Below are 20,974 nucleotides of genomic sequence, written 5' to 3'. Positions count from 1 at the left end.
CGGCGGCGGGTCAGTAGAAACTTTGCGGGTCGATATCGATGGCCATGCGCAGCTCGCCACGCAGTTTGAACTGCGCCGCCCAGTCGGCCAGCGCCTGTTGCAGCGGCGCGCCCTTTTCCGCCTTGACCAGCAGGCGCACGCGGTGTCGCCCTCTGATCCGGGCAATCGGCGCAGGCGCGGGGCCAAAGACCTGCGCCCCGATCCGGCGCAATGGTGCATCCTGCCGAGCCATCGCCGTGCCCAGATCAAACACCTCTTGCACATTGGTGGACGACAGCACGATGCCCGCCATGCGACCATAGGGCGGCACGCCCGCCGCCTTGCGCTCTGCCGCCTCGGCGGACCAGAACGCCTCTTCGTCGCCCGCAATCGTGGCCTGAATGACCGCATGTTCCGGCTGATAGGTCTGCAACAGCGCCTCACCGGGTTTTTCCGCGCGGCCCGCCCGGCCCGCCACCTGCCGCATCAGCTGGAACGTGCGTTCTGCGGCGCGCAAATCGGACCCCTGCAGACCCAGATCCGCGTCGATCACACCCACCAGCGTGAGGTTGGGAAAATTATGCCCCTTGGCCACCAGCTGCGTGCCGATGATGATATCTGCCCCGCCTGCCGCGATTTCGGCGATATGCGCCTTCATCGCGCGCGCCGATCCGTACAGGTCGGATGACAGCACCACCACACGCGCGTCCGGAAACAGCTCTGTCACCTCTTCGCCCATGCGTTCCACGCCGGGGCCGACGGCGGACAGACGATCCTCGGCCGCGCAATGGGGGCAAACGGTCGGCATCGGCTTCGTCTCGCCGCATTGGTGGCACATCAGGCGTTTCAGGAAACGATGTTCGACCATCCGCGCATCGCAATGGTCACAACCGATCTGATGCCCGCAGGCCCGACACAGCGTCACCGGCGCATAGCCGCGCCGGTTGAGGAAAATCAGCGATTGTTCGCCCTTGTCGATGCGGTCCTGAATAGCCACCCGCAGGCTGGGGGACACCCATTTGCCGCCCGGCAGATCCTCGGCCCGCATGTCGATGGCGCGCATGGTCGGCATCACCGCATCACCGAATCGCGACGTCAGGTTCAGCCGCCGGTATTTGCCCGCCTCGACATTGGCCCAGCTCTCGAGGCTTGGCGTGGCAGAGGCCAGCACAACCTGCGCGCCCACCCCTGCGGCCCGCAACACCGCCATGTCGCGGGCGTTATACAGCACGCCATCCTCTTGTTTGTATGAGGTGTCGTGTTCCTCATCGACGACGATCAGCCCCAGGTTCTGGTAGGGCAGGAACAGCGCCGACCGCGCGCCCACGACCATCTGCGCATCGCCCTGCCCGATCATCCGCCAGACGCGGCGACGCTCCGTCTGCGTCACACCCGAATGCCATTCCGCCGGACGCGCACCGAACCGCGCCTCGACCCGGTCCAGAAATTCACCCGTCAGCGCGATTTCGGGCAGCAACACCAGCGCCTGCCGCCCCTGCCGCAGACATTCGGCCACGGCCTCCAGGTAAACTTCGGTCTTGCCCGATCCGGTGACACCCTTCAGCAAGGTCGTGCCATAGGTCTGCGCCTTGATCCCTTCGCGCAGGACGGCAGCACCCGCCTCTTGATCCTCGGTCAGCGTCTTGCCGCCATAATCGGCAGCCAGCAGTGGATAGGGCATATCGCGGGGCGCGTCCTCTTCACGCACGACGCCTTGCTTTGCCAGCCCCTTGACGACCGACGTGCCGACGCCCGCCATATCGGCCAATTCCTTGCCGGTGAACGACAACCCGCCATAATCGCGCAGCACTTCGATCACGCGGGTGCGGGCATCGGTCAGTCGCGTGGGCTCCGCATTGCCCAGGCGGTAGACCTTGCGCATGCCCGGTGCATCACCCAGGCCCGGCGCACGGGTTGCCAGCCGCAGCATCTGATCCAGCGGCGTCAGCGTGTAATCCGCCGCCCGCGTCAGGAAACTGCGCATCTCGTCGCGCATCGGGGCCACGTCCAGCACGCGGATCACCGACCGCACCTTGGCATAGTCGTAATCACCCGCGCCCGCCTGCCAGACCACGCCCAACACCTTGCGTGGGCCTAGGGGCACCTCGACGAAAGCGCCTAAAAAACAGCCACCCTCCGGTGCCTTGTAATCCAGCACACGGCCCAATGGCTGTGCCGTCAGCACGCCGATCAACTGGCCTTCGTGGAAATGAGAGGGTGTCATGGTGACCTTTGCCGTCAGAGTGACCTAGCTAATGCCTAAACCGCGCGCCGCCAACCTGCATCCGCAGATGTCCGACCTGTGATTCGGACCCGCAGGATACGCCACTGCCTGCCCAAGGGGCGGCAAAACGGTTGATTTTCGGGGTATTGCGATCGCGGGTGCCGGAAAAAGGGGCGGCGCGCCCTGATCACAGGACGCGCCATGAGGGTTGATCATCCACTCTCCTTTTCCATGAAACGTGACGGCCTCCGACGCAATCCCAGTCTTGCGCTGATCGGCGATATTTGCCGACCGTGGCAAAACGCCTTCACTTTATGCAGCACAGATCGCGGCCTTGACTAAAAACGAGGCGGCCCTGTCACCTGCGCGCATCATCTGCCGAACTGCCCGCATTTTTCCTGTCCGTCGCAGCGCATCATCTGCTAGGGTCGGACAAAATAACACCGTCAAAAAGAAGGTGACATGAGCAGTCAGCCCCAGATTTCCGGTCCCATCCGGGACCGAATCCTGTCCGATCCACAGCTTGTGCTGGAGGATCACGACATCATGCGCGCCCTGGTGGCCGCGAACGAAAAAACCATGGGCAGCAATATCGTCGATCTGCGCGGTATCGCGATGGAACGGCTCGAGGCGCGTCTTGACCGGCTGGAGGACACCCACCGGTCCGTCATTGCTGCCGCCTACGACAACCTGGCCGGAACCAATCAGGTGCACCGTGCCGTGCTGCGCCTGATGGAAGCGTCAAAGTTCGAGACCTTTCTTGCGGACCTTGCAGGCGATGTCGCTGATACCATGCGCGTCGACGCCATGCGGTTGGTGCTGGAAACGCAAGCCAGCCCGGATGATCCCGCGATCAAGACGCTTTCGGGCATTCTGTCGGTCGGCGAACAGGGCTATTGCGACGCCTATATCACCCGTGGCCGCGACATTCCCGTGCGCACGGTCACCTTGCGGCAGGTGCAGGACCACGGGGCCGACGTTTACGGCGAAGCCGCCGAATACATCCGGTCAGAGGCCTGCCTGAAACTGGACCTTGGCACCGGTCGCCTGCCCGGCATGCTGGTCATGGGATCAGAGGACCCGCATCTGTTCACGCCGCAACAGGGTCCGGACCTGCTGACGTTCTTTGGCGGGGTGTTCGAAAGGACGCTGAAACGCTGGCTGGAACAGGGGGCGGCATGATCGCCCCCCAGCTGACCCACGCGCTTGCGGGATGGCTGGACCACTGCCGGGCGCTGAACGGCGCATCTGAAAACACGATTACAGCCTACCGCGGTGATGTGCTGGGATTTCTGGCATTCATGCAGACCCACCACGGCGATCAGGTGGGTCTGGGCCCCATCGCCCGGATCACGACCGGCGACATGCGCGCCTGGATGGCCCACGAACGCGGACGCGGTGTGGGTGCACGCAGTCTTGCGCGCAGCTTGTCGGCGGTAAAGACATTCTACCGCTGGCTCTCGGACCGCGAAGGGTTCGAACCTACGGCCGTGCTGTCCATCCGCGCCCCGAAATTCACGAAAAAGCTGCCACGCCCGCTGGAAATCGACGCGGCCCGCGCGATGATCGACCGGGTCGAATGTCAGGCGGCAGAACCTTGGGTCGCCGCCCGCGACGTGGCGGTCGTGACCGTCCTTTATGGATGCGGGTTGCGCATATCAGAGGCGCTGAGCCTCACCGGACGCGATTTGCCACTGCCCGACATCCTGCGGATCAAGGGCAAGGGCGGCAAGGAACGGATCGTGCCCGTGATCCCCGCTGCCCGCACCGCCGTCGATGCCTATGCCCGCCTGTGCCCACATGACCTGACCGGCAATGCGCCGCTGTTTCGTGGCATCCGTGGCGGTCCGCTGAACCCGCGCGCCGTGCAAAAGGTGATGGAGGTGTCGCGCCTGCAACTGGGCCTGCCCGCCAGCGCCACACCGCATGCGCTGCGCCACAGCTTTGCCACCCACCTGCTGACCGCAGGTGGCGATCTGCGCACGATTCAGGAACTCTTGGGCCATGCCAGCCTGTCGACAACACAGGCCTATACGTCAGTTGATTCCGTGCGCCTGATGGAAGTCTACGACGCCGCCCACCCACGTGCCTGATGCGGCGCTACCATAGGTCCGGGTTATTCAGCGCCGCCACGCAGCTGGACGGACCCACAAGGGGTTTTTGATCCGCAACCGTCAGCGACTGCCCCAACCATCCTTCAGGAAAACTCAGCGGCAGCGGTGCTTTTGCAAAATCTTCGGTGATCGGCGTAAAACCCGTTTTGACATAGTAATTCGGGTCACCGTAAGTCATCATAAAATCGACGCCCCTCCGGCGCAGATCGTCCAGACCGTGGGCAATCAGCTTTTGCCCGATACTCCGCCCTTGCAGGTCGGTTCTCACCGCAACAGGGGACAGGATGAATGCCGTCCGGTCGTCCTGCGGGTAGGTCAACCGGGACAAAAAGATGCAACCCAGCAGCTCCCCGTCATCACAGGCAGACCAGACAAAGAGGTCCGCGTCAGCTGTTTCACGCATCATCCGGGCAACGAATGCCCCGATCAACGCGCCTTCGTCTGCACCTTCTGATGCAGCAAACGTCGCGGCAAACAGATCACGGATCTCCTGCGCACGCCCCGGATGTCCCAAATGAAATTCCACAGGCCCACCATCGTCAAAGAGGTTCCACACTGCTGGAATAGCAACGCTATCGCGTGTGGTCCATGCAAACGAGGTGAACCAGCCCGGCCCGAAATCCTTCAGTAGATCGCCAGCGCGGACCAGCCCAAAATCTCGTGGAATCCGCCAATGGCTTCGGCCAGGGGTATGAAGGCGAGGAAAACCAGCGCATCCGCCATGTTGGTGCGCATGTTGGACACGAAAAACGTCACCTCTTCGGGTGTGGAAAACAACGACAGATCAGGCACGATCAGCGGCACACGTTCAGCATAGGCGGCATAGGTGTCCGGGAATGCCGCACGCAGGAACTCTTCTTCCTTTTGGGCGGTCTGCATCAACACAACGTAGGTCAACCCACCGATCATGACGGCCAGCACGATGGACCCCAGCATGATGCCCAGACCGGTCGCGGCGATGGTCGAAAACAGATACAGCGGGTGGCGGCACATCGAATAGGGGCCGTCCTGCATCACCATCCCGTTTTTGCGCCCGCCGATATAGAGCATGGCCCAGAACCGGCCCAACACGCCCGCGATGACCACCAGCGCGCCAAGCGGTTCCAGCACTTCGGCCATAATGCTTTCGTCGCCCCAGGCCGAGGTCGTAAACAGCACCAGCGGCACAAGAAGCAATCCCAGACCGCGCAGCAGCCAGATGCGTTTGCGTTGGTCGGCAGGTTTGATAACAGCGGACATGGAATGATTCCGTCATTTGGTTCAGGCCCCCCCTCACTACGCCTCTGCTGGCAGGCCGTCACTCATTTTATGCACCCCGCGTCAATCACCGCTTGTGTACTGGTGTTCCGTGTCGCAACGCGACATGCTGAGGATCAAACCGATACGAAAGGCCATCCATGTCTGCTGCCAACAAAGCGCTGAGCGTCCATCTCTTGACCGCGACAGGGGCCGTTCTGGCCATGCTGGCGATGCTCGAGGCCGTGCAGCAGGAATGGTCGATGATGTTCGTCTGGCTGGTGGTGGCCTTTGGCGTGGACGGGATCGACGGCCCACTGGCGCGGCGCTACGACGTACACACCCATGCACCGCAGTTCGACGGCGTGTTGCTGGACCTGATCATCGACTATCTGACCTATGTCTTTATACCGGCCTATGCGTTGTACGGATCGGGCCTGATGGACGGTTGGTCGGGCTGGGTGGCGATCATCGTCATCACCTATACCTCGGCGCTGTATTTTTCGGATACGCGCATGAAAACAACGGACTACAGTTTTCGCGGGTTTCCGGGATGCTGGAACATGCTGGTGCTGGTGCTGTTCGCGCTGACGCCGCCTTGGTGGGTCTGCCTTGGAATCGTGTTCCTGCTGGCCGTCACGATGTTCGTGCCGGTGAAATTCGTGCATCCCACCCGGACCATGCGCTGGCGCAACATCACGCTGCCCATGTCGCTGGCCTGGGTCATATTCGCCGGTTGGGCCGCCTGGGTCGCATTCGACGATCCGTTTTTCGTCGACGTGGGCCTCGTGATCACCAGCGTCTACCTGACGCTGGCCGGGGCCGTGCAGCAGATCATCTACGGCCCCGAAGGCTGACGCGCCAGCGTTCAGATCAGCAGTCCCGCCGCCCCCTCGTGCCGCAACAGCGCGACCTTGTCCTCGATCCCGCGTGGACCTGAAAATCCGCCCAATCCGCCAGCCCCCAACACACGGTGACAGGGAATGAGGATCGGCACCGGGTTCGCACCGCACGCCTGCCCCACCGCCTGCGCACTGACACCAAGGTCACGCGCCAGTTCTCCGTAGGTGCGGGTCTGTCCAGACGGAATAGCCAGCAAGGCGGCCCGGAAAGCCTGCTGAAACACCGTTCCCCCGGGTGAAAGCGGGACGCTGAAACACTGCAAATGCCCCGCGAAATAGGCCGCCAATTCCGCACGCAACTGATCGGCCAACGGACCGGACGCCAGCGTACCAGCACCCCAGACAAGATGGGTGATCCCCGCATCGGCAGCACAGGCACCAATCGGCCCCAAGGGACCGTGATACAAAACGGCAGTCACGCGCCCTGTCGCAGTGCCGGGTTGCGCACCGCCATCATGGTCGCCGTCAGGGTGGCTATCAGCACTTCGCCATCGCCTGTCACCGCATAGGCGCGCGCCTCGGCAAAGCTGAGCGTGCGTCCCGATTTCACGACCTCGCCAACCATGCGGAAGTGGTCCCCGCGTGCAGGGTTGAGAAAACTCGCCTTGAATTCCGCTGTCAGCACCTCTGCCGCATCGTCCATCAGGGTAAAGGCAGCAAAGCCCGCGGCACTGTCCATGACCGTCGTAACGACCCCCGCATGCAGAAATCCGTGATGCTGGGTCAGATCGGTCCGGAACGGCAGGGTCAGCGTCACCCGTCCGGCCGTCACCTCGGCGATCGTGACGCCGAGAGTCTGCATGATACCTTGTCTGGCGAATGCGGCGGTCATGCGCGCGATGGTGTCAGGGTGAATGTGGTCCGGCATGGCTGTCCCCTTGATGAACAGGGACCATGTTATCGTGCCTGGCGCAAAACAACACCCGGTGTGGATCGACTGGCTGCGCCAGCCGATCCGCCGGGGGCTTTGCCCCCGGACCCCCAGGGATATTTTTGACCAGAAGAAGGGTCAGGACAGCGCGTCTTCGCAGCGGCCACAGACATCCGCATGGCTGTGCTGGCCAACATCCGGTTCGATCTTCCAGCACCGCTGGCATTTCGATCCTTCTGCGCGCAGGACCCGCACGGCAACGCCTGCCACATCCTCGGAGCGGAATGCGTCATCGGGTGCCGGATCGGTTGTCAGCTGCACATGCGACGTGATGCAAAGCGTCGCAAAGGCCTGCGCATCGTGGATGACGGCTGCATATTCAGGCGACAGATAAACAATCGGCGCAGCCTCGAGTGACGATCCAATTTCCTTGTCGATCCGTTTCTGTTCCAGCGCCCCCGTCACCACACGGCGCACGGCGCGGATCTGGTCGAAACGCGCGGCCAGCGCATCGTCACGCCACGCCTGCGGCGTGTGCGGGAAATCCTGCAGGTGCACAGAGCTGTCGTCGCCCGGATGCGCCTCCAGCCAGACTTCTTCCATGGTAAAGCACAGGATCGGGGCCAGCCATGTCGTCAGCCGCGCATGCAGCAGCCCCAGCACGGTGCGGGCCGCACGCCGTTCCAGCGTGTCGCCGTCGCAATAGAGCGCATCCTTGCGCACGTCGAAGTAGAACGCCGACAAATCCAGAGTCGTGAAGTCGAAGATCGCGCGCAGCACGCCCTGGAAATCATAGGCGGCGTAGCCTGCCCGCACGTTCTGGTCCAGCACGGCGAGCTTGTGCAGGATCAACCGTTCCAGTTCCGGCATGTCGGCCGCATCCACATGATCCGCCGCCGTTACATCGGCGAGCGATCCCAGCATGAACCGCAGCGTGTTGCGCAGACGACGATAGCTGTCGGCGACCCCCTTGAGGATCTGGTCACCGATCCGCAGGTCGTTGGTATAATCAGAGGACGCCACCCACAGGCGCAGGATATCCGCGCCGTATTGCTGGATGATCTGTTCTGGGGCCACGGTATTGCCCACCGATTTGGACATCTTCATGCCCTTTTCGTCCAGCGTGAAACCGTGGGTCAGCACACCGCGATAGGGCGCATGCCCTTTGGTGCCGCAGCTTTGCAGCAGGGACGACTGGAACCAGCCACGGTGCTGGTCCGTGCCTTCGAGGTAGAGGTCAGCCATCCCGTCCTCGGAACCATCCGCCCGGTCGCGCAGCACGAATGCATGGGTCGACCCGGAATCGAACCAGACATCCAGCACATCGAACACCTGATCGTAGTCGTCAGGGTTTGCGTCATCCCCCAGGAACCGCGCCTTGGCACCGTCGGCGTACCAGGCATCGGCGCCCTCGGCCTCGAACGCATCCAGGATGCGGGCGTTGACTGCATCGTTGCGCAGCAGGAAATCAGGGTCCGTGGGCAACGCACCACGTTTGACGAAACAGGTCAGCGGCACGCCCCAGGCACGCTGGCGTGACAGCACCCAGTCGGGACGCTGCGTGACCATGGCATGCAGGCGGTTACGTCCGCGCTGCGGGGTCCATGTCACCAACTCATCGATGGAACGCAGCGCGCGCTCGCGGATCGTGGTCCCCATGTCGTCCTGACCGTCGCCCACCGCGCGGTCGATGGCAGCGAACCACTGTGGCGTGTTGCGGTAGATGATCGGCGCCTTGGACCGCCAGGAATGCGGATAGCTGTGCTTGATCACACCGCGCGCGAACAGACCGCCAACCTCTGCCAGCTTGGCCATGACGGCGGTATTGGCATCGCCTTCCCAGGGGTTCGCCTTGTTCTTCTTGTTGGCCTTGGTGCGCAGGATCGCCTTGCCACCAAAGAACGGCAGATCAGCGCGATAGGTGCCATCCTCGGTCACGTTGTAGGTGATGACCTGTTCCAGCATCCCCAGATCACGGTATAGCTCGAATTCCTCCATCCCGTGGGATGGGGCGCAGTGCACAAAGCCTGTGCCTTCGTCGTCGGTGACGAAATCGGCCGCGCGGAAATCACGTGGCTGGTCCCATTCGCCCTCGCCACCCTCGGCCCCGGCCAGGGGATGTGACAACGATGTGCCCGACAAATCGCCAGCGTCCGACACACGGGTGAATTCCGTGATCCGCGCCTTGGCGAAAACACCCTCGGCCAGTCTGTCAGCCAGCACGAACCGCTCGCCCTTGGTGACCCAATTGTCCTCTGGCGCGTCCGTGACCTCGTAGACGCCGTAAGAAATATCCGAGGAATAGACGACCGCCTTGTTCGACGGCATGGTCCAGGGCGTGGTTGTCCAGATCACGACAGAGGCACCGCGCAACGCGTCGTTGTCCGTGTCGCGGACGGGGAATTTCACCCAGACGGTAAAGCTTTCCTTGTCCTGATATTCGACCTCGGCCTCGGCCAGCGCAGTCTTTTCCACGGGGGACCACATCACGGGCTTTGACCCTTGATACAATGTGCCGTTCATCAAGAAGGTCTGGAATTCAGCGGCGATCACACGCTCGGCGTGGAAATCCATCGTCAGGTACGGATCGGCCCAGTTGCCGGTGATGCCCAACCGCTTGAACTCTTCGCGCTGGATATCGATCCAGCCGGCGGCGAAATCACGGCATTCCTTGCGGAATTCGTTGATCGGGACGTCGTCCTTGTCGCGGCCTTTCTGGCGATACTGCTCCTCGATCTTCCATTCGATCGGCAGGCCATGGCAGTCCCAGCCGGGGATATAACGCGCATCGCGACCCATCATCTGCTGGCTGCGCACAACCATATCCTTGAGAGTCTTGTTCAGCGCGTGACCGATATGCAGATTGCCGTTCGCATAAGGCGGACCGTCATGCAGGGTAAAGGGCGTGCGGCCCTGCTTCTCGCGCAGGCGGTCATAGACGCCGATCCGCGCCCAGCGCGCAAGCCAGTCGGGCTCGCGCTGTGGCAGGCCCGCGCGCATCGGAAAATCCGTGCGGGGCAGGTTCAGCGTGCTTTTGTAGTCAGAGGTCTGGGGCGTGTCGGCGCACATGATGGGCGTCCTTTCGGTCATTCGGTGGAGACATAGCGTGACCCGGCAGCGCCGAAGGTTCAGCGCGCCGGGAGGCTAATTCGTATGATCCGAAATCCCGTCATCGGTGGCGCTTATAGAACCCCGACCCTACGGCGGCAAGCGGCCCATGCTTCTTCTGGTCTCAAATATTCCCGGGGGAGCGCGGCACGCGCGGGGGCAGCGCCCCCGGTGACCTATAGGGCAGCGGACATGGGCCGGCCTTGTGCACGGTGCCGCGTTCCTGCGTCAAAATATGCAGTGCGCCCGGAACGGGCGCTCCATTGCCTTACCTGCAATAACTACCCGACCGGTATCGGGCGGTGTCGACGTGAAAATGGTCACGGTGCGCCGCATTGGCATCAGGCCCCAGAACCGTGCCAAAGGGCCCGCAGGCACTACGCCAGACTTCCCGCAGGATCGCGCCTTCGGCTGGCTTGTTCCAATCGGTCAAAAGCGTGATCTCGCGCCCCGATGCCAGCCCGATCCCTGCCACGTCCACGGCCCGGCCATAGCTGTGTTCCGACAAGCGGCTGCTGCCAGAGCTGCCCCCGACGCGGTTGCGGCAGGAATAATGCCCGATGACGCGCAGGCGGGTCACGCCGCCACCTGTCGTGCCCACCGCGGGCTTGATGCCCTGGGCGACCCAGGCCTTCATCGCGCTGGCCGTCTTGCAATCAATCGTGGGGGCCGGTTGCAGCGTGACCCCGGCAACCGACCGGACGCGCACGGCATCGGTCACGCCACAGGCCCCGGGTCCCGCGATATTGCCAATCGCCTCTCCCTGAATGGCCGGATCGCCGCAAACCTGGCCGCGCAGCCGTGCCTGGCGTCGCTCGGCGGCGGCGGTGAAGATGCTGGCGGGGCGTGAGGCGGGACGGTCCACCGCACGCGGCGCAAAGGGGCTGAAGGCAAACAGGTCCCGTTCAGCCCGGCGCAGCGGCGTCGTCTCGTATCCGATTGCCAGGCTGGGTTCCGTGCGCGGGCGCAGCACGGGGCGCACCAATGGTGCGCTGCGGGCCACATCCTCGGCCAGGCCCGTGATCTGCGGGCGCGGCACGGGCCGCGGCAGCGGCACCTCTGCCAGACTACGCGCGACGGGCCGCGGTGGATCACCGGCGCCCTGCGCGCCCGCAGGCCCTGCCAGCGCCAGACACAGCGCCAACAGGCCCGCCAGATCAGCGCGGCTTGACGGCACGGCCAAAATTGGGCGCATCGGTATCCTGCCCGGCCTCGATGATGCCGCGCCGGATTGCCCGTGTCCGGGTGAAATAATCGTGCAGATGGTCGCCGTCCTCGGTGCGGATCGCGCGCTGCAAGGCGAACAGCTCTTCGGTGAACCGCCCGAGGATCTCCAGCGTCGCCTCCTTGTTCGACAGGAACACATCCCGCCACATGGTGGGGTCAGAGGCGGCGATCCGGGTGAAATCCCGAAACCCTGCGGCGGAATACTTGATGACCTCGCTGTCGGTGACCCGGCTCAGGTCGTCGGCCACGCCGACCATGGTATAGGCGATCAGGTGCGGTGTGTGGCTGGTCACGGCCAGCACCAGATCGTGATGTTCGGCGTCCATTTCGTCGACGTTCGCCCCCATGCCGCGCCACAGGTCGGCCAGACGCGCAACGGCGGCAGGGTCGCTGCCTTCGGCAGGCACGATGATGCACCATCGGTTGTCATAAAGTTCGGCAAACCCCGCACGCGGACCGGAATGTTCGGTCCCGGCCAGCGGATGAGCCGGGACGAAATGCACGCCTGCGGGCACATGCGGACCGACCGCATCAATCACGGCCTTCTTGACCGATCCCACGTCGGACAGGGTCGCGCCCGTTTTCAGTGCGGGTGCGATGTCAGCCATCACCGCGGCCATCGCCCCCACCGGCACGCAGAGCACGACAAGATCCGCATCGCGCACCGCATCAGCGGCCGTATCGCAGACGGTGCACAGGTCGATGTCGCGGGCGATGTCGCGGGTCTGCTGCGACCGGGCGTAGCCGGTGATCTCGCGTGCGAGGCCCGCACGCTTGATGGCCAGCGCCATCGACGATGCGATCAGCCCCAGCCCGATCAGCGCGACCTTGTCGTAGATCACGCTCACACGTTGCCCGCCTTGAATTGCGCGATTGCGTGGACGGTGCGACGGCAGGCGGATTCGTCGCCGACCGTGATGCGCAGGCAATTGGGCAGCTTATAGCCCGCGACTCGTCGCACCAGGATGCCTTCGGACCGCAGGTGATCGTCGCAGGCATTGGCCTCTGCCTCGGAGGCGAAACGCGCCAGCACGAAATTCGCGGTCGAGGTGTCCGAGGGGATACCCAGTTCGGCCAGCGCATTGGCCATCCAGTCGCGGCAGCGCGCGTTTTCCGCACGACAGCGCGCCACGAAATCCACGTCACGCACGGCGGCCTCTGCGGCAGCCAGCGCAGGCGACGACAGGTTGAACGGGCCACGCACCCGGTTCAGCACATCGATGATGGCCATCGGCGCATAGCCCCAGCCCACGCGCAACCCGCCCAGCCCGTAAATCTTGGAAAAGGTGCGGGTCATGACCACGTTGTCGCGCGCCTCGACCATGGCGGCACCGGCATCGAATCCTTCGACATATTCGGCATAGGCCCCGTCCAGCACCAGGATCGCCTGTGGCGGGATACCTTCGGCCAGACGCGTGATCTCGGCCTGACCGATCATGGTGCCGGTGGGGTTGTTGGGATTGGCAATAAACACAAGGCGGGTCCTGTCAGTGCAGGCCGCAAGGATGGCATCGACATCCGTGACGCGCTCGCGCTCCTTGACCTCGACCGGGGTGCCGCCATTGGCCAGCGTGCTGATCCGGTACATGGCGAACCCGTGTTCGGTATGGATCACCTCGCCACCATCACCGATATAGGCCTGGCACAGGAAATGGATGATCTCGTCGGAACCTACGCCGCAAATGATCCGCGCCGCATCCAGGCCGTGCACCTCTGCAATCGCCTGGCGCAGGGACGCGTGATCCGTCGAAGGATAGCGGTGCAGCTCGTGCACCGCGCGGGCGACGGCGTCCTTGGCCGCGTCGGGCGGGCCAAAGGGATTCTCGTTGGACGACAATTTCACGATGTTGGACTGACCCGCGACGGTGCTGTCACCGCCCTTGTACAGCGAGATGTCCATGATCGAACGGCGGGGAGAAATGGCAGTGGTCATCGAATACGTCCTCTAGTCTGCGCTGTTCTAGCCCCCGGCGGGCAGACTGACCAGTGACAAGCGCGCGCAGGCCCACCACAGGCGCACCCCATTTTCGCGAAAATGGGTGGCCGTCCTGTTTTTCGCGAAAAACAGGGCCCGTAATCAGCCGGGGCGATAGTCGGGATCGGCCTGAAGACTGCGCAGCTTGTACAACAGCAGCGTTTCTTCGCGCGGCCATTCAGGCGAGGAGAACACGATCCCGTCCTCCCAGAATGCGGCCGGCGTCCACGTGGACCGCGCGGCGCGGCGTGTCTCCAGATGCGCCATGATCCGGTCGCGCATCACGTGCTGGCGGTCGATGGTCGCGGGATCATTCACCCGGTTGTCCAGCTCAAACGGATCGGCGGTCAGATCGTACAGCTCATCCCCGTCGCCCCAGCAACAGACGTATTTCCACCCGTCCAGATACAGGATCTTCTGGAACGCGATATCGCCGGAATGGCCGAAATGATCGCAGATCAACGCCGCGCGCCGCGCTGCCCCCCGCGCCATCGGCAACAGGCTGTCACCGTCCAGCCCCAGCGGATGCAAGTCTACCGGCGCGCCGGCTGCGTCGATCATCGTGGCGGTCACGTCCAGCAACGTGACCGGATCGCTGATCGCGGCACCGGCGGGCAGTCCGTCAGGCCAGCGCATGACCAGTGGAATACGCGCGACCTCTTCGCTGAAGCTGCTGTATTTGTCCCAGCCTGCACCGTGGGCGGCCAGCCCATCGCCATGATCGGCGGTGACGATGAACAGCGTGTTGTCGGCAATCCCTTCGGCCTCCAATACATCCGCAATCCGCCCGATCGCCGCATCCGTCTGCAACCCGGCCGCATAGGCCCGCGCCAGCACGGTCTGCCAGATGCCCCAGTCCGGCCAGCGTTCACCGGCCCTGTGCTGACACCGCAGATCGCGCTGTACGCGGTAACGCCACGGCTTGTCCGACAGATCCTCGGCAAAGCTGGGATAGGGCGGAATGTCGGCGGGGTTGATGAGCGCTGCAAATTCTTCGGACGGGTAATAGGGATGATGCGGCCCCCACAGGCTGATCACCATGCTGAACGGATCGTCCCCGCGCGCGAGATCACGGATCGCGTCGGCGGCGATATTGGCGACGAAATTCTGTTCCTGCGCCGCGGGATCGCCCAGCAGCACGCCCGCCCCGTCCATGAAGTCCCACGGCTCTTCGGGGTCCATCAGGACCGTCGTGCCGTCCAGCTCCGGCCGCAGCAGGTGATGGTCGATCCGGCAGCGGGGCTGTTCCAGACCACGCGCGGCCAGATAGGCCTTGTACCGGTCAGAGGCATAGAGGTTGCCGTATTCCGGCAGGCTCCACCCCGTCAGACCGTAATCGGCGGCGGTCTTGTTCACGCCGCAGTGCCATTTCCCGTAGTAGTGATTTACATAGCCCGCCTGCGCGAGGTAGGCCGGATACAGCACCTCGTCGTCGCGGAAATCACGGCGGTTGTGCGGGATCGGGTATTCGCTGTTCCAGCGCAACCCGTGTTTATCGGGCCGCTTGCCGGTCAAAAAACTGGCGCGCGACGGCGTGCAAACAGGCGTGATGCAGCGCGCCTGATCGCACCACACCCCCTGCCCTGCGATCCGGTCAAGGTGCGGCCAGCGGTACGGATAACGGTCGGACCCGTAGTGGCCGTGAAACGCCACGTGGTCGGCCAGGATCATCACGATATTCGGTTTGCTCATGCTGCCTTGCTAGCCCGCCTGCGATCCGGACGAAAGGCGGCATGCGAAACGCCTCTCTCGACCGTGCCGGAACTGATGTGGCTACGAAGCGTTGGTCCACGATTGCAAACAAACAGAAAATTTGGATCCGATGCTTAGAACCCTTTTGCTGACCACCGCGACTGCTGCCCTTGCCACGCCGTCTTTTGCGCAGGAAACAACGGACGAACCGATTCCGTCCAGTCAGGCGACCCCCGAACAGGAACGCACCGTCGGGCTGTCATTCCGTTACACGATGGATCAGGCACCCGAACCCTACACGGGGCCGAACGTCAACAATACCGCCCTGCGGCTGGCCGATACGCCGCCGCAACTGAACGTGCCCGAAGGCTTTACCGCGACGCTGTTCGCGCAATTGCAGGACGCGCCGCGACAGGTCGAGGTGCTGCCCAATGGCGATGTTCTGGTGGCCCATCAATCGGCTGGCTATATCGGCTTGCTGCGCGACGTGGATGGCGACGGATCGGCGGAAACGATCTCGCGCTACGCCGAACCGTTCACCGCGCCCTACGGCGTCAGCTACCGCGACGGTGCAGAGGGTCCGCAGATCCTCGTTGCCGACCTGATGGGCATCTGGGCCATGCCCTATACCGAGGGCCGCATCCGCATTGTCGGATCGCAAAACCAGACCGTCGATGAGGTGCCGCAGGACGAACGCGTGCCGCAGCATGATTTTTCCGGCCAGACCATGATCACGCCAGAGGGCGCATTCGGTGACGGTCCCTTTGGTCACGTCAATCGTGACATCGCCATCGGTGACGATGGCACACTTTACGTCGGTATCGGGTCGAACGGGAACATCTCGGTCGAACCGGGCGTGCCCGCGTCCATTCAGGCCTTTCGCCCCGATGGATCACTGATCAGCACCGTGGCCACCGGTGTGCGTAACCCCGCAGGGCTGGCGATCCATCCCGACAGCGGTGATTTGTTCGCGGTCGTGCAGGAACGCGACGGCACGGGCGATGACCTCGTGCCCGATTTCCTGATCAACGTGCAGCAGGATGGGTTCTATGGCTGGCCCTATTCCTACATCGGTCAGAACCCACAGCCCGGTTTCGCCGAACAGGCCCCGGACAAGGTCGCAGCCGCACTTGAACCCGACATGTTTTTCCAGCCGCATTCCGCCGCGATGGACCTCGAATTCCCCGAGGACGGCGCGCAACTGCCAGAGGCATATCGAAACGGTGCCTTCGTCGCATTCAAGGGATCATGGAACCGCACCCAGCCCACCGGCTACAAGGTCGTGTTCGCCCCATTTGAAAACGGCATGCCGACCGGAACGTATGAGAACTTTGCCACCGGGTTCTGGGTTGAAAACGACCAGCGGGCAGAGGTCTGGGGCCGCCCCGTGGATGTCGAATTCGCCCCCGACGGCGCGATGTTCATCGCCGATGATACAGGCAACACCGTCTGGCGCGTGACATATGATGCCCCGCAATCACAGGCCGGGGAAACGGATTCCGAAACCAAAGACTCGAACTGAATCGCATGACACTCGGGCCGCCCTGTTGGGCGGTCCTTCACGTTGTCGCGTTCTGACATCGGCATAGATTGCCCATACCGATTTGCGACACAGCCATCAGTACATCGTCTGTCGATACTCCGCCTCAAGGTCTTGATCGAGCTTGGCCAGTTGCTCTGGATCCTTTGGTGCCCCTGTCGTCTGGTCGAGGATGATATTCATCAACGATGGAACATCACCTCGATCCTGCTGCGCATCGGGACTCCACAGCTTCGCGCGCCGGAACGCTTTGGCACAATGAATGAAAACCTCATCGACGCTGATAGCAATCGCAACGGTCGGTGTCCGATCATTCACGGCCATCTGCACCATTAGGTCGGGGTCCCGCGTGACGACGGCTGTGCCATTGACGCGCAGCGTGTCGTCGAAACCGGGCACGATAAAAAGCAGGCCAATATGACCGTTGGTCATGATGTTCGTCAAAGTATCAAGACGGTTGTTGCCCGGACGGTCAGGGATCAGCAACGTTCGGTCGTCATGCACCTTGACGAAACCGGGAGGGTCGCCGCGCGGACTGACATCTGCCGCGCCGTTACTCGACTGTGTGCCAATGCAGATGAATGGCGACCGTTCAATGAACGCGCGCGCATGTTTGTCCAAATGGTTCAAACTTTTCTTGATCGCGATATCATGCGTCGGGGCAAACAACTGCCGCAGCTCCGCCTCGTCGCGCAAGATAAAGTCCGTATTCAATACGTCCGGCTTCGTCACTTCACACCGATCCCTTTTGTCTTTGAACAGGGAAACCCTACGGGCGCTGACGGTGCCCGTCCAATAATAAGGCCGGTGGCGCACCGCGAAAGGACATACCGATAAACGCAAAAGGCCGCCCCAAGGGGCGGCCTTTCGTATCGCGGGCCAGAACCGATTAGTTCTTGGCGTAGAATTCGACGACCAGGTTCGGTTCCATCGTCACCGGATAAGGGACATCACCCAGCGTCGGGGTCCGCACAAAGGTGGCGGTCATCTTGGAATGGTCGACTTCCATGTAGTCGGGCACGTCACGCTCTGGCAGTTGGGCGGCCACCAGCACCATTTCCAGCTGCTTGGACTTGTCGCGAACAGCGATGACGTCGCCTTCCTTGACGCGGTAGGACGGGATGTTGACGCGCTTGCCGTTCACGGTGACGTGGCCGTGGTTCACGAACTGGCGTGCGGCGAAAACGGTTGCCACGAACTTGGCGCGGTAAACGACGGCGTCCAGACGGCGCTCCAGCAGGCCGATCAGGTTCTCACCGGTGTCGCCCTTGACGCGCTCGGCTTCGCCGTAGATGCGACGGAACTGCTTTTCGGTCAGGTCGCCGTAGTAGCCTTTCAGCTTCTGCTTGGCGCGCAGCTGCAGACCAAAGTCGGAAACCTTGCCCTTGCGGCGCTGACCGTGCTGGCCGGGGCCATATTCACGACGGTTGACCGGGGACTTCGGACGGCCCCAGATGTTTTCGCCCATGCGGCGGTCAATTTTGTACTTGGCAGACGTGCGTTTGGTCACGGCTGATCTCCTTCATTTGCGTTACGAAGGGCGTTGTCCTTTGGGTTACCCCCGACAGGCATCCCCTTGCGGGGGCCACCAACACCAGTGTCCGGGGCGCTTAGGTCATGTGCGCGACGCTGTCAACACCATGCGGGCTTGTGCCTGCAGGGCATTGGAGGCACATCTGCGCCCATGACAGACCCAACACAATCCCCGACCCATCCGCTCGCCTTTCTCGCAGCCTTCGGCGCGGGCGGGCTGTTGTCACTGATGGTGCTGTTCAACGGCACGCTGGCGCAATACGGGTCATTGCTGTTTTCAAGCTGGGTGCCACACGCCACGGGCACCGTGGCCGCCCTGATCGCACTGGCGATCCTGCGCCCCGGCCGCACAAGCAAGGTACGCCCGCCGCTGTGGTCCTATGCGGGCGGTTTGTCGGGGGCCGTCACCGTGATGGCCACGTCCTATGCCTTGAACACGCCGCTGGCACTGTCCGGGACGTTGGCAATCGGGCTCGCGGGACAGATGGTGTTCAGCCTGATCGCAGACGCACGCGGGTTGTTCGGTCTGCGGCAACGGATGCCAGGCGCGCGGGACATGGCCGCGCTCGCGCTGATCGTGACCGGATCGCTGGTCCTGATCTTTCTCGGAGGTGCAGCGTGATCCTGCCCGTCCTCGTGGCCTTTGCCGCCGGTGTTCTGGTGATCCTCAGCCGTCAGATCAACGGCCGTCTCAGCCTCAATACCTCGGCGCTGGAATCGTCGTTCTGGAATCACATCGTGGGTGCTGTCGCCCTGACCATTGCCGCGTTGATCTTTGGCGGGTTGCGCGATGCACAGGTGGCCGAGGTCCCGTGGTGGGCCTGGCTGGGCGGCACGGGCGGCGTCGTGTTCATCGCGGCCTCCAGCTGGTTGGTCACGCGGATCGGGGCGGCGCAAACCGCCCTGCTGATCATCGCGGGTCAGATGGTGTCGGGCGTGGTGATCGACCTGATCACGGGCGCGCCGGGATCACCACTGGCGCGCACGATCGGGGTCGCGCTGATCCTCACCGGGATGTGGGTCAGCCGAGGCCCCAAGGTCAAAGCGGCTCAGTCGCCCGTATAGGTCAACGTCGCCTGCACCGCCCGCTGCCAACGGCCATATTTCTGTGCCCGCTTGTCCGGGTCCATCTGCGGATCGAAGGTCCGGTCCAGCGCCCATGTCGCGGCAAAGCCGTCCTGATCGGGATAGAGCCCCGCGCGGTAACCTGCCAGCCAGGCCGCCCCCATCGCGGTCGTTTCCAACACCTGCGGGCGGTCCACACGCGCACCGATGATGTCCGACAGAAACTGCATGGCATAGTCGGACGCGCTCATGCCGCCGTCCACGCGCAGGGCGGCGTCACCCGCCTGCCCCTGCCAGTCGGCGCGCATCGCATCCAGCAGATCGCGCGTCTGATAGCCCACGGATTCCAGCGCGGCTCGTGCAAATTCCTCGGGTCCGGTGTTGCGCGACATGCCGAAAATCGCACCCCGGCAATCGGCGTTCCAATAGGGCGCGCCCAGGCCGGTAAAGGCCGGCACCAATACCACGTCCTGATCGGGGTCGGATGCCTCTGCGAGGGGCTGTGTTTCCTTGGCCTCGCGGATCAGCTTCAGCCCGTCGCGCAGCCATTGCACCACAGCCCCCGCGATGAAAATAGACCCCTCCAGCGCATAGGTGGGTTTGCCGTCCAACTGGTAGGCGATCGTTGTCAACAGCCGCGAGGTGCTGGCGACGGGCGTATCTCCCGTGTTCAGCAGCGCAAAACACCCGGTGCCGTAGGTGGATTTCAACATGCCGGGCTGGAAACAGGCCTGCCCCAGCGTCGCTGCCTGCTGGTCCCCCGCCACACCCAGAATAGGAATCTCGGCACCGAACAGATCCGGGCGCGTCACACCGAAATCGGCGGCACAATCCATCACCTGCGGCAGCATCTGCTGCGGGATATCCAGCAGATCGCAGATGGTCGAGGACCAGCGCCCGTTGTGAATGTCATACAGCATCGTACGGCAGGCGTTCGTGGCATCCGTGACATGCGACGCGCCGCCCGTCAGTTTCCAGATCAGCCAGCTATCGACGGTGCCGAACAGCAACTCTCCGTTGCGGGCGCGTTCGCGGGCCCCTTCGACGTTGTCCAGGATCCATTTCAGCTTGGTCCCCGAAAAATACGGGTCCAGCAGCAGGCCCGTCTTGGCGGTCACCGTATCTGCGTGCTCTGCCAGATCGCGGCAGATCGCGGCCGTCCGACGGTCCTGCCAGACAATCGCGTTGTGGATCGCCTCGCCCGTCGTCTTGTCCCAGACCACGGTTGTTTCGCGCTGGTTGGTGATGCCGATGGCGGCAATGTCGCCGACGCGCAGCCCCGCGCGTTCGATCACCGACCGACAGGTCGCAGCCGTCGAGGTCCACAAATCCGCCGGATCGTGTTCAACCCAGCCCGACTGCGGGAAATGCTGGGGAAATTCCTCCTGGGCGGTGGCGACGGGTTTCATCTCGGCATCAAAGAGGATCGCACGCGACGACGTGGTGCCCTGATCAATGGCCAGAATAAATTTGCTCATGTCGCTTCCTCCCTGACGCGCGAGTGCACA

General features: G+C 63.2%; 19 protein-coding genes. 6 read left to right on the top strand and 13 right to left on the bottom strand.

Features of this window, described 5'->3' with window-relative positions:
• Positions 1 to 10: 10 nt before the first annotated feature.
• Entirely contained in the window at positions 11 to 2,203 is a 2,193-nt protein-coding gene (locus tag AN189_RS07065) for a primosomal protein N' (protein ID WP_056033140.1), read from the bottom strand.
• 462 nt (positions 2,204 to 2,665) lie between these two features.
• Between AN189_RS07065 and AN189_RS07060 the strand changes: the two genes are divergently transcribed.
• The gene (locus AN189_RS07060; RefSeq protein ID WP_056033136.1) at positions 2,666 to 3,385 is read left to right on the top strand and encodes a DUF484 family protein; all 720 of its coding nucleotides are present in this window, start codon (positions 2,666 to 2,668) and stop codon (positions 3,383 to 3,385) included.
• Complete coding sequence (locus AN189_RS07055) at positions 3,382 to 4,296, top strand: tyrosine recombinase XerC (RefSeq protein WP_056033133.1); 915 nt, start codon at positions 3,382 to 3,384, stop codon at positions 4,294 to 4,296. The genes AN189_RS07060 and AN189_RS07055 overlap by 4 nt, the downstream gene beginning before the upstream one ends.
• 7 nt (positions 4,297 to 4,303) lie before the next feature.
• Here AN189_RS07055 and AN189_RS07050 read toward each other — a convergent pair whose 3' ends face one another.
• Together AN189_RS07050 and AN189_RS07045 are read right to left on the bottom strand one after the other, a co-directional pair.
• Positions 4,304 to 4,843: a GNAT family N-acetyltransferase gene (locus AN189_RS07050; RefSeq protein WP_056033130.1), complete on the bottom strand. Its 540-nt coding sequence runs from the start codon at positions 4,841 to 4,843 to the stop codon at positions 4,304 to 4,306.
• A 98-nt stretch (positions 4,844 to 4,941) separates the two neighbouring features.
• The gene (locus AN189_RS07045) at positions 4,942 to 5,556 is read right to left on the bottom strand and encodes an isoprenylcysteine carboxylmethyltransferase family protein (RefSeq protein ID WP_056033128.1); all 615 of its coding nucleotides are present in this window, start codon (positions 5,554 to 5,556) and stop codon (positions 4,942 to 4,944) included.
• A gap of 158 nt (positions 5,557 to 5,714) precedes the next feature.
• Here AN189_RS07045 and AN189_RS07040 point away from each other — a divergent pair, with 158 nt between their 5' ends.
• Entirely contained in the window at positions 5,715 to 6,410 is a 696-nt protein-coding gene (locus tag AN189_RS07040) for a phosphatidylcholine/phosphatidylserine synthase (protein ID WP_056033125.1), read from the top strand.
• Positions 6,411 to 6,421: 11 nt separating this feature from the next.
• Here AN189_RS07040 and AN189_RS07035 read toward each other — a convergent pair whose 3' ends face one another.
• The 7 genes from AN189_RS07035 to AN189_RS07005 form a co-directional block, all read right to left on the bottom strand.
• A complete protein-coding gene (locus tag AN189_RS07035) occupies positions 6,422 to 6,874 on the bottom strand; it encodes a methylated-DNA--[protein]-cysteine S-methyltransferase (protein ID WP_083484291.1) in 453 nt (150 codons plus the stop codon).
• On the bottom strand, positions 6,871 to 7,323 hold the full coding sequence (locus AN189_RS07030) for a PaaI family thioesterase (protein WP_056033121.1): 453 nt from the start codon (positions 7,321 to 7,323) through the stop codon (positions 6,871 to 6,873). Before AN189_RS07030 ends, AN189_RS07035 begins: the two co-directional genes overlap by 4 nt.
• 141 nt (positions 7,324 to 7,464) lie before the next feature.
• On the bottom strand, positions 7,465 to 10,395 hold the full coding sequence (ileS, locus tag AN189_RS07025; protein WP_056033318.1) for an isoleucine--tRNA ligase: 2,931 nt from the start codon (positions 10,393 to 10,395) through the stop codon (positions 7,465 to 7,467).
• A 307-nt stretch (positions 10,396 to 10,702) separates the two neighbouring features.
• Positions 10,703 to 11,629, bottom strand: a complete 927-nt coding sequence (locus AN189_RS07020; protein ID WP_083484290.1) for an extensin family protein — start codon at positions 11,627 to 11,629, stop codon at positions 10,703 to 10,705.
• Positions 11,592 to 12,509 carry a prephenate/arogenate dehydrogenase family protein gene (locus tag AN189_RS07015; RefSeq protein WP_083484289.1) on the bottom strand — a complete coding sequence of 306 codons (918 nt, stop codon included), beginning with the start codon at positions 12,507 to 12,509 and terminating at the stop codon, positions 11,592 to 11,594. The genes AN189_RS07020 and AN189_RS07015 overlap by 38 nt, the downstream gene beginning before the upstream one ends.
• Positions 12,506 to 13,594, bottom strand: coding sequence for a histidinol-phosphate transaminase (gene hisC, locus AN189_RS07010; RefSeq protein WP_056033115.1), 1,089 nt, complete (start codon positions 13,592 to 13,594; stop codon positions 12,506 to 12,508). The genes AN189_RS07015 and hisC overlap by 4 nt, the downstream gene beginning before the upstream one ends.
• Positions 13,595 to 13,738: 144 nt before the next feature.
• The gene (locus AN189_RS07005; protein WP_056033112.1) at positions 13,739 to 15,328 is read right to left on the bottom strand and encodes a sulfatase-like hydrolase/transferase; all 1,590 of its coding nucleotides are present in this window, start codon (positions 15,326 to 15,328) and stop codon (positions 13,739 to 13,741) included.
• 130 nt (positions 15,329 to 15,458) lie between these two features.
• On the opposite strand from AN189_RS07005, the gene AN189_RS07000 reads away from it, so the two are divergent.
• The gene (locus tag AN189_RS07000; protein WP_157057407.1) at positions 15,459 to 16,850 is read left to right on the top strand and encodes a sorbosone dehydrogenase family protein; all 1,392 of its coding nucleotides are present in this window, start codon (positions 15,459 to 15,461) and stop codon (positions 16,848 to 16,850) included.
• A 96-nt stretch (positions 16,851 to 16,946) separates the two neighbouring features.
• On the opposite strand, the gene AN189_RS06995 is transcribed toward AN189_RS07000, so the two are convergent.
• Together AN189_RS06995 and rpsD are read right to left on the bottom strand one after the other, a co-directional pair.
• Positions 16,947 to 17,600, bottom strand: a complete 654-nt coding sequence (locus tag AN189_RS06995) for a pyridoxamine 5'-phosphate oxidase family protein (RefSeq protein ID WP_172794873.1) — start codon at positions 17,598 to 17,600, stop codon at positions 16,947 to 16,949.
• A gap of 157 nt (positions 17,601 to 17,757) precedes the next feature.
• The gene (rpsD, locus tag AN189_RS06990) at positions 17,758 to 18,378 is read right to left on the bottom strand and encodes a 30S ribosomal protein S4 (RefSeq protein ID WP_056033106.1); all 621 of its coding nucleotides are present in this window, start codon (positions 18,376 to 18,378) and stop codon (positions 17,758 to 17,760) included.
• Positions 18,379 to 18,552: 174 nt separating this feature from the next.
• Between rpsD and AN189_RS06985 the strand changes: the two genes are divergently transcribed.
• Together AN189_RS06985 and AN189_RS06980 are read left to right on the top strand one after the other, a co-directional pair.
• Positions 18,553 to 19,023, top strand: coding sequence for a DMT family transporter (locus AN189_RS06985; RefSeq protein WP_056033103.1), 471 nt, complete (start codon positions 18,553 to 18,555; stop codon positions 19,021 to 19,023).
• Positions 19,020 to 19,466, top strand: a complete 447-nt coding sequence (locus AN189_RS06980; RefSeq protein ID WP_056033100.1) for a DMT family transporter — start codon at positions 19,020 to 19,022, stop codon at positions 19,464 to 19,466. The genes AN189_RS06985 and AN189_RS06980 overlap by 4 nt, the downstream gene beginning before the upstream one ends.
• Here the strand turns inward: AN189_RS06980 and glpK are convergent.
• Entirely contained in the window at positions 19,451 to 20,944 is a 1,494-nt protein-coding gene (gene glpK / locus AN189_RS06975; RefSeq protein WP_056033097.1) for a glycerol kinase GlpK, read from the bottom strand. The genes AN189_RS06980 and glpK overlap by 16 nt on opposite strands.
• Positions 20,945 to 20,974: the final 30 nt, after the last annotated feature.

The organism is Loktanella sp. 3ANDIMAR09 (assembly GCF_001420005.1).
Classification (GTDB): Bacteria; Pseudomonadota; Alphaproteobacteria; order Rhodobacterales; family Rhodobacteraceae; genus Loktanella.
The sequence above is the reverse complement of the archived record's forward strand: the minus strand, read 5'-3'. Positions and strand labels throughout refer to the sequence as shown.

Coding starts and splice junctions, on each gene's coding strand:
- AN189_RS07065 (WP_056033140.1), bottom strand. CDS start 2,203: ATGACACCCTCTCATTTCCACGAAGGCCAGTTGATCGGCGTGCTGACG.
- AN189_RS07060 (WP_056033136.1), top strand. CDS start 2,666: ATGAGCAGTCAGCCCCAGATTTCCGGTCCCATCCGGGACCGAATCCTG.
- AN189_RS07055 (WP_056033133.1), top strand. CDS start 3,382: ATGATCGCCCCCCAGCTGACCCACGCGCTTGCGGGATGGCTGGACCAC.
- AN189_RS07045 (WP_056033128.1), bottom strand. CDS start 5,556: ATGTCCGCTGTTATCAAACCTGCCGACCAACGCAAACGCATCTGGCTG.
- AN189_RS07040 (WP_056033125.1), top strand. CDS start 5,715: ATGTCTGCTGCCAACAAAGCGCTGAGCGTCCATCTCTTGACCGCGACA.
- AN189_RS07030 (WP_056033121.1), bottom strand. CDS start 7,323: ATGCCGGACCACATTCACCCTGACACCATCGCGCGCATGACCGCCGCA.
- ileS (WP_056033318.1), bottom strand. CDS start 10,395: ATGTGCGCCGACACGCCCCAGACCTCTGACTACAAAAGCACGCTGAAC.
- AN189_RS07020 (WP_083484290.1), bottom strand. CDS start 11,629: ATGCGCCCAATTTTGGCCGTGCCGTCAAGCCGCGCTGATCTGGCGGGC.
- hisC (WP_056033115.1), bottom strand. CDS start 13,594: ATGACCACTGCCATTTCTCCCCGCCGTTCGATCATGGACATCTCGCTG.
- AN189_RS07005 (WP_056033112.1), bottom strand. CDS start 15,328: ATGAGCAAACCGAATATCGTGATGATCCTGGCCGACCACGTGGCGTTT.
- AN189_RS07000 (WP_157057407.1), top strand. CDS start 15,459: ATGCTTAGAACCCTTTTGCTGACCACCGCGACTGCTGCCCTTGCCACG.
- AN189_RS06985 (WP_056033103.1), top strand. CDS start 18,553: ATGACAGACCCAACACAATCCCCGACCCATCCGCTCGCCTTTCTCGCA.
- glpK (WP_056033097.1), bottom strand. CDS start 20,944: ATGAGCAAATTTATTCTGGCCATTGATCAGGGCACCACGTCGTCGCGT.